Raw genomic sequence first — 14,689 nt, 5'->3', positions numbered from 1 at the left:
AGCGAATCGCTACGGCTCGGCGCATGCTCAAAACGGTCACGCCCGATTTCGCCGCGCTGAAGGCGCTCGACGACAAGCTTCGATTCCTGTCGAGCTGGACGATCCATAATGCCAACCATGTGCGCGAATCCGTCGATGGGCTGAAGGTCGGCGGACACCAGGCGAGCTGCGCATCGATGTCAGCGATCATGGCTGCACTCTATTTCCACGCGCTCGGGCCCAACGACCGTGTCGCGGTGAAGCCCCACGCCGGGCCGTTGCTTCACGCCATCCACTATCTGCTCGGCTCGCAATCGCTGGAGCAGCTGCAGAATTTCCGCGGCTTTGGCGGGATGCAGAGCTACCCCAGCCGAACCAAGGATCGCATTCCGGTCGATTTCTCCACCGGCTCGGTCGGGCTCGGCGTCGCGATCACCGCATTCGCCAGCCTGGTGCAGGATTACCTCACGGCGCACGCGATGATCGACGAATCCGATCGCGGCCGCTTCGTGGCCCTGATTGGTGACGCGGAGCTCGACGAGGCAACATCTACGAGTGCCTGATCGAGGGCTACAAGCACGACATCCGCAATTGCTGGTGGATTGTCGACTACAACCGCCAAAGCCTCGACGCGACCAGCGCCGACCGCATGTTCGAACGCTTCGACGAAATCTTTGCCTCCTGCGGCTGGCGGACGGTCGAACTTCGCTACGGCAAGCAGCTTGCTGCGGCCCTGCAATCGGCGCCGAACGTGAAGCGGTGGCTCGATGCGTTGCCGAACGCCGACTTTGCCGCCCTGTCCTATCAGGGCGGAGCCGCGTGGCGCGAACGACTGGATGGCGACCTCGGTAAGGGTGCGGCCGCGTTCCTGCGTGATCGCGACGACGACGCGCTGGGTGCGCTGATGACGAACCTCGGCGGGCATTGCCTTGAGTCCCTCGTCGAGGCGTTCGACGCGGCGCAGGACGATGTCCCGACTCTGTTCGTCGCCTGGACCGTCAAGGGCTTCGGCCTGCCGTTCGCCGGCCACAAGGACAACCACGCCGGGCTGATGAACCCGACGCAGGCCGCCGCACTGCGCGACTCGATGGGCATCGCCGAGGGTGACGAGTGGCAGCCTTTGGCAGGACTGGGCGGCAATGCTCGCGCGGGAGTTGAAGCGGTGCTCGAACGAACGCGCGTCGCGCGTGACAAGCGCCCGCGCGATTTCGGCCGGATCGGCGTTCCGGCGCTACCGGCGCCGACCGGCGAGGAACAATCGACGCAGGCGGCATTCGGGCGCATTTTGCTCGATTTGTCGCGCGCGGGCGGAACGTTAGCCGACCGCATCGTCACAACGTCGCCCGACGTCACCGTTTCGACCAATCTTGGCGCCTGGGTGAACCAGCGCGGCCTGTTCAAGCGGCGCGACATGAAGGACGTTTTCGCCGCCGCAAAGATTCCTTCGGCGCAAAAATGGTCTGCGACAAATCAAGGCCAGCACATCGAGCTTGGCATCGCCGAATCCAACCTGTTTTTGATGCTGGCCGCGCTCGGACTGTCGGGCGACCTGTTCGGGCAGCGGCTGGTCCCGATCGGGACACTCTACGACCCCTTCATCGCCCGCGGCCTCGATAGCCTGAACTACGCTTGTTACCAGGACGCACGGTTCTTGCTGGTGGCGACGCCGAGCGGCCTGACGCTTGGGCCGGAGGGCGGCGCGCACCAGTCGATCAACCCCCCGCTGATCGCGCTCGGCAAGCCTGGTCTGCGACATTACGAGCCTGCCTTCGCCGACGAGCTTGCGGCGATGATGGAGGAGGCCTTCCGCCTGATCGACGACCCGGCAGGCGAGTCGACCTATCTTCGCCTGTCGACCCGCTCGATCGCGCAGGTTGAACGCATCGACGATCATTGGAAGGACGGGGCGCTCAAGGGCGGTTATTGGCTTCGAGAGCCGGGACCGGACGCCGAGGCGGCGATTGTCGCGATGGGCGCGCTGATGCCCGAAGCCCTGGCGGCATGGGAAGAATTGCGTGCCGACCTGCCGAGCCTGGGCCTGCTGGCGGTTACCTCGCCGGACCTTCTCCATCGCGGCTGGACCTCGGCCCAAGCCGCCCGATGGCAAGAAAGGCGCGAACCCAGCCACGTCGAAACGCTGCTTGGCGCACTCCGGCCGGGCGCCGGCCTCGTCACCCTGTGCGACGCGGCGCCCGCGTCGCTGTCGTGGCTGGGCGGCGTCCTCGGACAGCGGGTTGCGCCGCTCGGAGTCGAAAGGTTCGGGCAGACCGGCAACCTTGCCGACCTGTACGCCGCCTACCGGCTTGATGGCGCGGCCATTACGGAAGCCATCGCGGAGATTCTCCTCACCTCTTCTTAACGATGGCGGCGTAGCGAGGATGGCATGGGCCGCCCCCTCACCGACCTCGATCTTCGCCTTGCCGCCGAACTCGATCATGCCCGCGACATGCTGGTGATGATGGGCGATGAGCTGTCGACCGATTTCGCGGTGGTATCGCGCCACGGCCTGTCGCTGCAGGCGATCGACATCGTCGGCCAGATGCTGGGTCATATCGCCAACGTCGTGCGGTCCGAGGACCGGCCGCACGCGGTCGAGCAGATCGGCATGTGCGACCTGAAGGCGAAACTGTCCCGCGCCGCTTGAGGCCAGCCGTTCACTGTCCTAGAGCCGGCGCATGGCAGGACGCTACTTCGATGAATGGCAGGTCGGCGACAAGGTCGCCCACGCGGTTCGCCGCACCGTCACCGAAACCGACAACGTCCTGATTTCGACACTGACCCACAATCCGCAGCCGATGCACCTCGACCATGAGGCGGCCGCCGCGAGCGAATTCGGCAAGCCGCTGGTCAATTCGGTCTTCACCTTCGGCCTAATGATCGGCGTGTCGGTTGCCGACACCACGCTCGGCACGCTGGTCGCCAACCTCGGCTACGACAAACTGGTGTTCCCCAAGCCCGTGTTCACTGGCGACACGTTGCGGTCGGAGAGCGAATGCATCGCCGTCCGCGAAAGCAAGTCGCGGCCGGACGCCGGCATCGTCACCTGGGCGCATCGCAGCTTCAACCAGCGCGGCGAACTGGTGTGCGAATGCACCCGATCCGCGCTGCTCAAGCGGAAGCCGGCATGAGCGAGGCGCCGCCGCGCAGCTGGCTGTTCGTCCCCGCCGACAGCGAAAAGAAGATTGCGAAAGCGATCGAGACCACCGCCGACGCCCTCATCTTCGACCTGGAAGATAGCGTCGCGCCCGACCGCAAGGCGGCGGCGCGCGAATTCTTGAAGGACATGGGGAAGCGCGACGGCGGTCCGCGCTGGTGGGTGCGCCTCAACCCCATCGGCAGTCCGTTCCACAAGGAAGACCTGGAGCTGATCGGCGTCGCCGACGTCGAAGGCTTCGTCCTGCCCAAAGCGGAAAGCGGCGCCGACGTCACCCGCCTCGCCCATCGCACCGGCAACATCCCGATTCACGCCATCGTCACCGAAACAGCGCCTTCTTTGTTCGGCCTGCTCAGCTATCGCGATGCCAAGTCGCCGCTGCGGGCGATGAGCTGGGGCGCGGAAGACCTGTCGGCGGCGCTGGGCGCATCGAGCAAATACGACGCCGACGGGTCGCTGTCCTTCACCTACAAGCTTGCACGATCGCTGTGCTTGGCAGGCGCCGTCTCCGCCGGGGTGCAACCGGTCGATGGCGTGTTCGCCGATTTCCGTGACGAGGCCGGACTGATCGCCGAAGCCGAGGCGGCGGCGCGTGAAGGCTTCACCGGCAAGCTCGCCATTCATCCGGCGCAGGTCGACCCGATCAACGCCGCCTTCACGCCCAGCGACGCCGAACTGTCGCACGCCCGCGCCATCGTCGATGCGTTCGCCGCCGACCCGTCGGCCGGCGTCCTGTCCGTCGGCGGCCGCATGGTCGACCGCCCCCACCTGATCCAGGCCCAGGGAGTAATCGCCCGGGCCCGCTAATTCGAAGGAGAATCGCGACATGCCGACTCAAGCCAAGGGATGGGGCACCGACGCGCCCGACCAGCCGCTGCGCCCGATGGAATTCGAGCGGCGCGACCTTCGCCCCAACGATGTCGCGATCAAGATCACCTACGCCGGCATTTGCCACAGCGACCTTCACACCGCCCGCAACGACTGGGGTGGCACCCGCTATCCGGTGATCCCCGGCCATGAGATCGTCGGCACCGTTACAGAGGTCGGCGCCGACGTCACCGATCACAAGGTCGGCGACACGGTCGCCGTCGGCTGCATGGTCGACAGCTGCATGGCCTGCGACCAATGCCTCGAGGGTTGGGAAGTGTTCTGCCGCGAAGGTTGCGTCCAGACCTACAACAGCCCCGACCGCCACGACCACACGATCAGCAAGGGCGGCTACACCGACCACATCGTCGTCCGCGACCATTTCGTGTGCAAGGTCCCCGACGGCATGGACGCCAGCAAGACGGCGCCATTGCTGTGCGCCGGCATCACCACCTATTCCCCGCTTCGCCAGTACAATGTCGGCGAAGGCACCAAGATGGCGGTCGTCGGCCTCGGCGGGCTCGGCCACATGGGCGTCAAGCTCGGCGCCGCGATGGGCGCGCACGTCACCATGATCACCACCACGCCGGAAAAGGGCGAGGACGCGCGGCGGCTGGGCGCGCACGACGTCATCGTGTCGACCGACCCGGAACAGATGAAGGCGGCGGCGACGCGGTTCGACTTCATCCTCAACACCATCCCGGTCAGCCATGAGATCGACGGCTACCTCAACCTGCTCGGCCGGTCGGGGCGGATGGTCATCGTCGGCGCGCTGACCCCGATGCCGGGGTTCACCGGTTTCAACATCATCTGGTGGAACCGCGCGGTCGGCGGATCGGCCATCGGCGGCATCCCCGAAACCCAGGAGATGCTCGACTTCTGCGCGGCCAACGGCATTTACCCGGACTGCGAGATGATCCGCATGGACGAGGTCAACGACGCCTATGAGCGGCTGCTCAAAAACGACGTCCGCTACCGCTTCGTGATCGACATGGCCCACGGCCTATGAGCGAGACAGTCCACGCCGTTCCGCAAGGCTTCAAGGCCGCCATCGGCCCGGCGGAGTTGGCGCAGCTTCACGCCGACTTCGCCGCCGATGCCGATGCCTTCTGGCTTTCGCAGGCGAAGCGGCTGGACTGGACTCGGTTCCCGACCAAGGCCGGCGATTGGAGCTACGCGAGGGAAGATTTTCACGTTCGCTGGTACGAGGACGGCGAGCTTAATCTCAGCGTCAATTGCCTCGACCGTCACCTCGCCGAGCGCGGCGACAAGACCGCGATCGTGTTCGAGGCGGACGAACCCGGCGAGGGACGGTCGCTGACCTACCGCGAGCTCCATGCTCTTACCTGTCGCTTCGCCAACCTGTTGAAACGCGAGGGCGTCAAACGCGGCGACCGTGTCATGATCTACATGCCGATGATCCCCGAAGCGGCAGCGGCGATGCTCGCCTGCGCGCGCATCGGAGCAATCCACTCGGTCGTGTTCGGTGGCTTCTCGCCCGAAAGCCTGGCCGGCCGGATCGAGGATTGCGACGCCCGGGTCGTCATCACCGCCGACGAGGGCGTCCGCGGCGGCAAGAAAATCCCGCTCAAGGCCAACGTCGATTCCGCCTGCGACATGGCGCACGGCAGGATCGACCGGGTGATCGTCGTTACCCGCACCGGTGCCGACGTGGCCTGGACCGAGGGCCGGGACATTCGCTGGGACGACGTCTTCGAGTCGCTTTCCGACGATTGTCCGGCAGAAGCGATGGGTGCGGAAGACCCGCTGTTCATCCTCTACACCTCGGGATCGACCGGGAAGCCCAAGGGCGTCGTTCATACCACCGGCGGCTATGCGACTTGGGCGGCGACCACCTTCGACTGGATTTTCGGCGCGACCGACAACGACCTGTTCTGGTGCACCGCGGACGTCGGCTGGATCACCGGCCACAGCTATGTCGTATACGGGCCGCTGATGATGGGCCGGTCGACCGTCATGTTCGACGGCGTCCCCAACTATCCCGACTTCGGCCGGTTCTGGGAGACTTGCGACCGGCTGGGCGTCACCATCTTCTACACCGCCCCGACCGCGATCCGCGCGCTGGAACGGGAGGGGGACGTACCGGTCAAGGCCCACGATCGCTCGTCGATCCGCCTGTTGGGCACTGTCGGAGAGCCGATCAACCCCGCCGCCTGGGAATGGTATTTCGATGTCGTCGGGGACCAGCGCTGCCCGATCGTCGACACCTGGTGGCAGACCGAGACCGGCGCCGCGCTGATCGCCAACCTGCCCGGGGCGATCGACATGAAGCCGGGATCGGCGACCCGTCCCCTGCCCGGCATCCAGCCGCTGCTGGTCGATGCCGAGGGACGCGAGCTTGAGGGCGCGGTCAGCGGCAACCTTTGCCTGCGCTCGTCCTGGCCGGGGCAGATGCGGACCGTCTGGGGCGACCACGACCGCTTCTTCCAGACCTATTTCACTGCTTATCCGGGCCTCTACTTCACCGGCGACGGCTGCCGCCGTGACGAGGACGGCTATTACTGGATCACCGGCCGGGTCGACGATGTCATCAACGTCAGCGGCCACCGCATCGGCACCGCGGAGGTCGAAAGTGCGCTGGTAATGCACCCCAAGGTCGCCGAAGCCGCGGTCGTCGGCGTGCCGCACGACGTGAAGGGCAGGGAATCTACGCCTTCGTCACCCCGATTGCCGGCGAGCCCGGCGACGACGATCTCCGCCGCGAGCTGAACCAGGAGGTTCGCAAGCACATTGGCGCGATGGCCGCGCCCGAAGCGATCCAATTCGCGCCGGGCCTTCCCAAGACCCGGTCGGGCAAGATCATGCGGCGGATCCTGCGCAAAGTCGCGGAAGGGGCAATCGACCAGCTGGGCGATACCTCGACACTCGCGGACCCCTCCGTCGTCGACTCGCTGGTCGCCAACCGGATCGGCTGAGCCATGCGCGTCTGGACCGTCGCAGCGGCTCTCGCTGCCACTCTTCCCTCGGCGGCCACGGCCAAGGGACCGATCGACCCGATCGCCTTCTTTACCGGCCGGAGCCACGGCGAAGCGACGCTGAAGGTCCTGCTGCAACCGACGACGACCGTGACGGTCGAGAGCATCGGCAAGCGCGGGCGGAACGGCACGCTGATCCTCGACCAGCGCGTTCGCCAGGAAGGCAAGGAAGCCAAGAGCCGTCGCTGGGTTCTGCGCCGGCTGGCCCCGGGCCGCTACACGGGCACGCTGAGCGACGCCGTCGGCCCGGTGACGGTCACCAGCGACACGCAGGCCGTCCAAATCCGCTACGAGATGAAGGACGGGCTGCAGGTCGAACAGACGCTGACCCCGCAGGAACGCGGCCGGGTGATGGACAACCTGATGCGGGTGCGGAAACTCGGCCTGATCGTCGCCACGCTGCAGGAACGCATCGAAAAGCGCTGAACGCTTGCGCCGTCCGGCGCAGCCGCTAACCCCTCAAAGAAAAGCATCTGGGGGAGTGAAGATGTCCGAGACGGCCAAGCCCTGGTCGATGACCCGCGTCGTGACCGCATCGTCGGCGGGGACGGCGTTCGAATGGTACGACTTCTTCATCTTCGGTTCGCTGACGCCGATCATTTCCAAGGTGTTCTTCGCAGGGCTCGACCCGACCGCGGCGCTGGTCGCTGCGCTGGCGCTGTTCGCGGTCGGCTTCGCGTTCCGCCCCTTGGGCGCGATCATCTTCGGCGCGATGGGCGACCGCGTCGGGCGAAAGGCGACCTTCCTCGCCACCGTCAGCCTCATGGGCGGCGCCACCTTCGCCATCGGCCTGCTGCCGACCTATGCCCAGGCTGGCGTCATCGCGCCGATCCTGCTGATCATCCTGCGCATCTGCCAGGGCACCGCGCTGGGCGGTGAGTATGGCGGTGCGGCCATTTACGTCGCGGAGCACGCTGAGGACCACCACCGCGGCGCGTCGACCGGCTGGATCCAGTCGTCGGCCTCGTTCGGCCTGCTCGCCGCGCTGCTGGTCATCTTCGCGACGCGGCGGGCGGTGGGCGCAGAAGCCTTCGACGCCTGGGGCTGGCGGATCCCGTTCCTCGTCTCCGTCATCCTGCTCGCCATCTCGGTGTGGATGCGCGTCAAATTGTCGGAGAGCCCGGCCTTCGCCAAGCTTCGCGACGAAGGGCAGGTGTCGAAGGCGCCGCTGCGCGAAGCCTTTGCCGACCGCGAGAATCTGAAGCGGGTGGCGATCGCCTTCTTCGCCATCATGTGCGCGCAGGGCGCGGTCTGGTACTTCACCTTCTTCTACATGCAGGTCTTCCTGGAAAAGTCGCTCGGCATTCCCGGCGCGACCAAGGACCTTCTGCTCATCATCATGACGATCGTCAGCGCGCCGCTCTACGTCGTGTTCGGCAAGCTCAGCGACCGCTGGGGCCGCAAGCCGGTGATGCTGTTCGGAATGCTGCTGGCGCTGGTGCTCTATTTCCCCGGAAGCCACTGGATCGCCAACGCCGCCAATCCCGCGCTGGTCGAGGCGCAGCGGGCCACGCCGGTGACGGTGGTGGCCGATCCGTCGACCTGTTCCGCGCAATTCGACCCCACCGGGACCCGCCGCTTCGACAGCGCGTGCGACATCGCCAAGAGCCTGCTTGTCGCGCGAGGCATCAACTACAACAGCGTCGATAGCAGCGATCCCACCGGTGCGGTCATCGCCGTCGGCAACCAGCGGATCGCGCTGACCAATGGCCAGACGCTGAGCGATGCGGAACTGAAGACGGCGAAAGCCGACCTCGGCAACGCGTTGAAGGAAAGCCTGACCGCCGCCGGCTATCCCGCGTCGGCCGATCCGGCGCGGATGAACTGGCCCGTCCTGGTCGGCGTGCTGCTGCTGTTCGTGGTCGCCGCGACCGCGCTCTATGGCCCGCAGGCCGCGGCATTGGTGGAGATGTTCCCGACCCGGGTCCGCTACAGCGCGATGAGCTTGCCCTATCACTTCGGCACGGGATGGGTTGGCGGCTTCCTACCGTTCACCAGCTTCGCCATCGTGGCGCTGACCGGCGATATTTACGCGGGCCTTTGGTACTCGGTGATCTTCACGCTGATCTCGGTGCTGACGACAATCTTCTTCCTCAAGGAAACAGCAGGGAAGCCCCTCGACTGACCGATCGACGAACCGCCGTTCGTCCGTTTGTCGAATCCGCGATTGCGTCGACGCTACAAATGTAGCACGCTACAAATGTAGTGTGGAGAATGACGCATGTTGAATCGATTGCCGCCGCGTGAACGCCAGATTGTCGACCTGCTGTACCAGCGGGGGCGATGGCCGTCACCGACCTGTGCGAGACCATTCCCGGCGATCTCAGCGGGTCGGCGGTTCGGGCGATGCTCAAACGCCTCGAGGACAAGGGTTACGTCCGCCGCGAATCGTCCGACCGCGGCTTCCTCTACCTGCCGACCGTTTCCGACACCCAGGCGCGCAAGTCCGCGCTGGGCGATGTCGTGAAGACTTTTTTCAACGGATCGCCGGCCAGCGCGGCCAGCGCGCTGCTCGGCATGTCCGACAAGATCGACAATGACGAACTCGACGCGCTGGAGGCGATGATCGCCGAAGCGCGCAAGGCCAAGGGGGAATAGGCGATGGAACTGCTCATCGGCCTGGCGCTGAAATCGCTGATCGTCGCGGCCGCCACGCTCGGACTGTTGCGCCTGACCGCGCACCGCTCGGCCGCCGAACGGTCGCTGATCGCCCACCTCGGGCTGGTCGCAATGGTCGCCATTCCCTTTGCCAGCCTGGCGCTCCCGGCGCTGCGCGTGCCCCTGCCCGACATGCTGACGCCGGCAACGCCGGTGGTCAGCGAAGCGGCACTGGTCGCGTTCGACGATGTAACGCCTTCGACCGCCGCCACGGCGGCGAGCGCACCGGCGGTGGACGCGCAACCGTCCGCGCTGAGCGAAGCGCTGGCGTCAGTCGACTGGACTCGCGTTGCCTATGCCGTCCCGGCCATCGCGTTGCTGATCGTCACCTTGTTCGCCCTGCTCCGGCTCGTCGAGCTGCGCAGCCGCGCCCAGGTTCTGGTCGACCCGACCTGGCTCAGCGCGCTCGCCCACGCCCAGCGGCGCATGGGCTTCAAGAACGGCACCGCGCTGTTGACCTCGACCGACCTTCATTCGCCGATCAGCTGGGGCCTGATGCGCCCAGTAATCCTGCTGAACGAGGAAGCGCTCGTCGCGACCCACGAGGCCGAAGCGATCATTGCCCATGAACTGGCGCACGTCGCCCGCCTCGACTGGGCCAAGCTGATCCTGTCGCGCGTCGCCACCGCCATTTTCTGGTTCAACCCGCTGGCGTGGGTGCTGGCCCGCGAAGCGCACCAGCTGCGCGAGGAAGCAGCCGATGATGCGGTGCTGGCCGCCAACATCGCCGGCCCCGATTACGCCCAGCTGCTGGTCGGGGTTGCCCGCCACGAATGCCGCGGGCTCCTGCTCGGCGCACACGGTGTCGCCCCCAGCAAGGGATCGCTTCGCCGCCGTGTCGGCCGGGTGCTCGACAGCACCCTGGCGCGCGGCCCGGCCGGCCGCAGCTGGATCACCGGGTTCGCCGCCGGCATGCTGGTCATGGCCGCCCCCCTCGCCGCCCTCAGCTTCGGACCAAAGGCCGAAGACAAGCTTAGCGAAAGCGACATCGCCGCCGCCGGCAAGACGAAGGCCGTCAGCACGACGACGACCACCAAGACGATTGACGGCGTGAAAGTCGCCGAGCTCGTCCATCCCACCACGCCGCAATCGCAGAAGGCATGGCAGATGGTGCGCGACCCCGGCGCGTCGTCGATCCAGCAGCGCCCGGACGGGTCGATGGTCATCACCAGCGCCAACGGTGCGATCATCACCCTCGGCCCGCCCGACGCCAGCGGCCGCCGCGCGATGTACATGCGCGACCACAAGGGTTCGACGATGAGCTTCGTCGACGCCCGCGAAGTGCGCGGCATGACGGAGCTGATGCGCTCCCGTGCCGACGCGGCCCAGCTTCGCGCCGAGGCGAACAAGGTCCGCAATTCCAGCATCGCCGAACGCGCGGTCGAGATGAAGCTGCTCGGGGTCACGCCGGAATTCGCCCGCGACATGGCTGCCGCCGGCTTCCCCAACCTCGACCAGGAGGACTTGATGGAAGCGCGGGCGATCGGCCTCAACGGCGGCTGGATCCGCGCCATGCGCGCCGCCGGAGTCAACGGCAGCCTGGACGATTTCGTCGAGCTGCGCGCCGTCGGCATCACCCCGAACGACGTCCGCCGCAATCCCGGCGCCGATTCCGACGAGCTGATCGAGCGGAAGTTCAAGATCAAGGTTCCGATCCCGCCGGTCAGCGTCAACGTCCATGTCGCGGAACCGCCCGAACCGCCCGAAGCCCCGGACAACCCCGAATAAGCTGACCGGCTAACCCACAACCACCACCGAATGCCGATCCGATGACGCCCCGCCTGGGGCGAACGGGTCCGGCTTGCCTGAAGACCTCAAGAAAAAGGAGACCATCATGACCCGTACCTTCGCCTTCCTCGCCGCCACCATGTGCGCCGCGATCGCCGTTACCAGCGCCTGTTATGCCAAGCCACACCAGCACGTCGGACCGAGCGCCAAGGACATCCGCTTCACCGCCGAGGCCCGCAACGCTGGGGACATCCAGCTAAGCCTCCGCTCCGGCGACCGCGGCCAATCGTCGAACGGCTTCGCCGCCCGCGACCTCGCCGGCTTAGATCGCCGCCTTCTGGAATCGGGCACGTCGGGACCGGTCAGCTTCGCCCTGGTGCGCGAGGCCGGACGCCTCGATTGCACTGGCCGGGCCGAGAACCGCCGGGCCACCGGAACCTGTCGCTTCACGCCGGACCAGGCCTTTGCCGACTATGTCGTCCGCAGCGGCCTGCCGCGTCCGTCGGTCGACGAAAGCTACGGCCTTGCCATCACCAACGCCAACCGCGACCTGGTCGCGTCGCTGGCCGAGGCGCGCTACGCCGTCGAGGACCTCGACGACCTGATGGGCCTGTCGGCGATCGGCGTGAACCGCGCCTACATCTCCGCCCTCGCCGGTCGCGGTTACAAGCCGGGCGAGACCAGCGACCTGATCGCGTTCAAGGCGCTCGACATCTCGCCCGACTATATCGATGCGATGAGCCGTGCCGGCTACGCCCACATGGACGCCGACGCGATGGTCCAGTTCAAGGCGCTGGGCGTTTCCCCGGATTACCTGCGCGGGATGCAGGCCGCGGGCTACGGCAAGCTGTCGGCGGACGACATTGCCGGCATGAAGGCCGTCGGAGTCACGCCGGAATTCGTCGGCCAGTTCCGCCGCGCCGGCTTCACCAACCTGACCGCCGACGAGCTGGTCCAGCTCAAGATCTTCAACGTGTCGACCGCCGACCTCGAGGCGCTTCGCCGCGAGGGCCGCAAGGTGACCGCCGAAGCGCTGGTGGAACGCAAGATCCTCGGGCCGATGCGCCGCGGCCGCCACACCGACTAACCTCCGCCGCTCGTCCAGCCGTTCGTCGGCTGGCGAGTCGGTCACCTCATTTCATCGAACATCCGTGGTGCCGAAAGGCGCCGTGCCGGAAGGCCACGTCCAAGGGGGACCCAATGACCAAGTTTTCGCGCCTGTACCGTATCGCGCTGCTGACCGGCATCGCCAATCTGATCGCCATCCCGGCCGTCGCCCAGACATCAACCGCGCCGGCCGATCCCGCCGTGGCGCCGCCTCCCACGGCGTCCACGGCGGGAACGAAGCAGGTTTACACGCCTGCCGACTTCGCCCGCTTCGCACCGAAGACTGCGTATGACATGCTGGTCCAGGTGCCGGGCTTCACCATCCACAGCGCCGTCCAGGAACGCGGGCTTGGCCAGGCGTCTGAAAACGTCCTCATCAACGGCCAGCGCATCAACAACAAATCGGGCGGCGCGCTGGAAGAAGTGCGCAAGATCAACGTCGCCAATGTCGAGCGGATCGAGATCGTCGAGGCGGCCAGCCTCGGCATAGCCGGCCTGTCGGGCGAGGTTGCCAACATCATCCAGAAGGCGGCCAGGAAATCGAGCGGGCAATTCGAATGGAACCCCGACTTCCGCGCCCATTATTCGAAGCCCAACCTGTTCAACGGGTTCGTCAGCTACACCGGCGTCAAGGGTCCGGTCGGATACACGCTGTCGGTCAAGGACCAGGCCGGACGCGGTGCGTTCGGCGGCCCGATCTACATCTATGACGCCGATCGCGAGCTGGTTGAAACCCGCCACCAGGTGCTTCACAACGAAAGCGACCTCGTCACTTTCCAGGGCAAGTTCGCGATCGATGGACCGGGGTCGTCGGTGGCCAACCTGTTGCTTGGCTACACGCCTTATTGGGCGCCCGGATCGAACTTCGAACGCCGGGTCCGCGCCGATGGCGACAACCGCACGCGCGACATCAAGACGCAGCTCGACGGCTATTACATCGACATCAACGCCGACTATGAATTTGCCGTAGGGCCAGGGCGGCTGAAGCTGATCGGGCTGCGCCATTTCGACCATGAACCGATGATCCAGACGCAGCGCTTCGTCTATGAAAGCGGCGCCCCCGACACCGGCCTGCGCTTCACCCGCGACAGCCGCATCGGTGAAACCGTGTTCAAGGGCGAATATGGCTGGAAGACGGGCAAGAACGACTGGCAGGTCACCTTCGAACGCGCGTTCAACAAGCTCGACCAGCGCGGAAAGTTCGAGGAGCTGACGCCCGCCGGCGACTTCGAGGAAGTCGACTTCCCCGGCCTCAGCGGCATCGTCCAGGAAGTCCGCTACGAAGGCATCGCGACGTTCAGCCGGGCACTCAGCCCGACCCTCGACCTGCAGATTGCGGCAGGTGCCGAGCGATCGACCCTGGAACGCGTCGACGGGGATACCGCACCGCGCAAATTCTTCCGTCCCAAGGGGAGCCTGACCCTCGGCTGGCGCCCAGCCAAGGGTGGGATGGCAGTTTCAAGCTGCGCCGACGCGTCGGCCAGATCAGCTTTTATGACTTCCTGACCCAGCCCAGCCTGTCACAGGACCGCGACAATGGCGGCAACCCCGACCTCGTCCCGCCACAAAGCTGGGAAGTCGAGGGCGAGATTGGCCGCGACTTCGGCGCGTGGGGCAAGACCCGGATGAAAGTTTATGCCCACCGTGTCGATGACATCATCGACATCATCCCGCTGGAGGACGGCTCCGAAGGCGTCGGCAACCTGCCGCGCGCGACCCGCTTCGGATTTGAAAGCAAGAGCACCGTGCAATTCGACCCGATCGGCTGGAAAGGCGCGAGGCTCGACCTCACCATCGGCATGGAGCGCAACCGTGTCCGCGATCCCCTGACCGGCGAACGTCGCGAGATCAGCGGCGAGCAGGACCGCTATGTCAGCGCCTCCTTCCGTCACGACATCCCCAACAGCAAGATCGCCTGGGGCGCCAATTTCAACCACCAGCATTATACCAACAGCACCTTCCTGACCGAGGTCGGGCGAGGCTGGGAAGGTCCGGTGTTCGGAAGCTTTTTTGTCGAGCACAAGGACGTTGCCGGACTCAATGTCCGCGCCATCGTCGGCAATGCCTTCAACGCCCGCCATCGGTTCGAACGGACGGTCTACACCGGCCGCCGCAACGACTCGCCGGTCAGCTATTACCAGTCACAGGACCAGCTGATCGGGCCGATCTTCGAACTGCTGGTGCGGGGCAGCTTCTAGAG

11 protein-coding genes and 2 pseudogenes are annotated in these 14,689 nt (G+C 66.1%); all 13 read left to right on the top strand.

Translation table 11 applies throughout. From position 1 onward, the window contains the following. The first annotated feature begins 23 nt into the window (after positions 1–23). The 13 genes and pseudogenes from H9L12_RS01675 (at position 24) to H9L12_RS01615 (ending at position 14,687) form a co-directional block, all read left to right on the top strand. Positions 24–2,338: pseudogene (locus H9L12_RS01675) on the top strand (transketolase). Positions 2,339–2,362: 24 nt separating this feature from the next. Further along, positions 2,363–2,623 carry a hypothetical protein gene (locus H9L12_RS01670; protein WP_187542360.1) on the top strand — a complete coding sequence of 87 codons (261 nt, stop codon included), beginning with the start codon at positions 2,363–2,365 and terminating at the stop codon, positions 2,621–2,623. A gap of 31 nt (positions 2,624–2,654) precedes the next feature. Then, positions 2,655–3,107 carry a MaoC family dehydratase gene (locus tag H9L12_RS01665; RefSeq protein WP_187542359.1) on the top strand — a complete coding sequence of 151 codons (453 nt, stop codon included), beginning with the start codon at positions 2,655–2,657 and terminating at the stop codon, positions 3,105–3,107. Further along, positions 3,104–3,940, top strand: a complete 837-nt coding sequence (locus tag H9L12_RS01660) for an HpcH/HpaI aldolase/citrate lyase family protein (RefSeq protein ID WP_187542358.1) — start codon at positions 3,104–3,106, stop codon at positions 3,938–3,940. Before H9L12_RS01665 ends, H9L12_RS01660 begins: the two co-directional genes overlap by 4 nt. Before the next feature lie 19 nt (positions 3,941–3,959). Continuing rightward, on the top strand, positions 3,960–5,009 hold the full coding sequence (locus H9L12_RS01655; RefSeq protein WP_187542357.1) for an NAD(P)-dependent alcohol dehydrogenase: 1,050 nt from the start codon (positions 3,960–3,962) through the stop codon (positions 5,007–5,009). Then, a pseudogene (gene acs / locus H9L12_RS01650) lies at positions 5,006–6,936 on the top strand (acetate--CoA ligase). Before H9L12_RS01655 ends, acs begins: the two are co-directional and overlap by 4 nt. A gap of 3 nt (positions 6,937–6,939) precedes the next feature. Continuing rightward, positions 6,940–7,422: a DUF3833 family protein gene (locus H9L12_RS01645; protein WP_187542356.1), complete on the top strand. Its 483-nt coding sequence runs from the start codon at positions 6,940–6,942 to the stop codon at positions 7,420–7,422. Positions 7,423–7,483: 61 nt separating this feature from the next. Next, positions 7,484–9,121: an MFS transporter gene (locus tag H9L12_RS01640; protein ID WP_187542355.1), complete on the top strand. Its 1,638-nt coding sequence runs from the start codon at positions 7,484–7,486 to the stop codon at positions 9,119–9,121. A gap of 158 nt (positions 9,122–9,279) precedes the next feature. After that, positions 9,280–9,594, top strand: coding sequence for a BlaI/MecI/CopY family transcriptional regulator (locus H9L12_RS01635; RefSeq protein WP_223177139.1), 315 nt, complete (start codon positions 9,280–9,282; stop codon positions 9,592–9,594). Positions 9,595–9,597: 3 nt separating this feature from the next. Then, positions 9,598–11,382, top strand: a complete 1,785-nt coding sequence (locus H9L12_RS01630; RefSeq protein WP_187542354.1) for a M56 family metallopeptidase — start codon at positions 9,598–9,600, stop codon at positions 11,380–11,382. A gap of 106 nt (positions 11,383–11,488) precedes the next feature. Further along, entirely contained in the window at positions 11,489–12,469 is a 981-nt protein-coding gene (locus H9L12_RS01625) for a hypothetical protein (RefSeq protein ID WP_187542353.1), read from the top strand. Positions 12,470–12,582: 113 nt separating this feature from the next. Next, on the top strand, positions 12,583–13,995 hold the full coding sequence (locus H9L12_RS01620) for a TonB-dependent receptor (protein ID WP_187542352.1): 1,413 nt from the start codon (positions 12,583–12,585) through the stop codon (positions 13,993–13,995). Positions 13,996–14,114: 119 nt separating this feature from the next. Beyond that, positions 14,115–14,687, top strand: a complete 573-nt coding sequence (locus tag H9L12_RS01615; protein WP_187542351.1) for a hypothetical protein — start codon at positions 14,115–14,117, stop codon at positions 14,685–14,687. The last annotated feature ends 2 nt before the right edge of the window (positions 14,688–14,689 follow it).

Origin of the sequence: Sphingomonas rhizophila, assembly GCF_014396585.1 — a bacterium.
Taxonomy (GTDB): domain Bacteria; phylum Pseudomonadota; class Alphaproteobacteria; order Sphingomonadales; family Sphingomonadaceae; genus Sphingomicrobium; species Sphingomicrobium rhizophilum.
The sequence above is the reverse complement of the archived record's forward strand: the minus strand, read 5'-3'. Positions and strand labels throughout refer to the sequence as shown.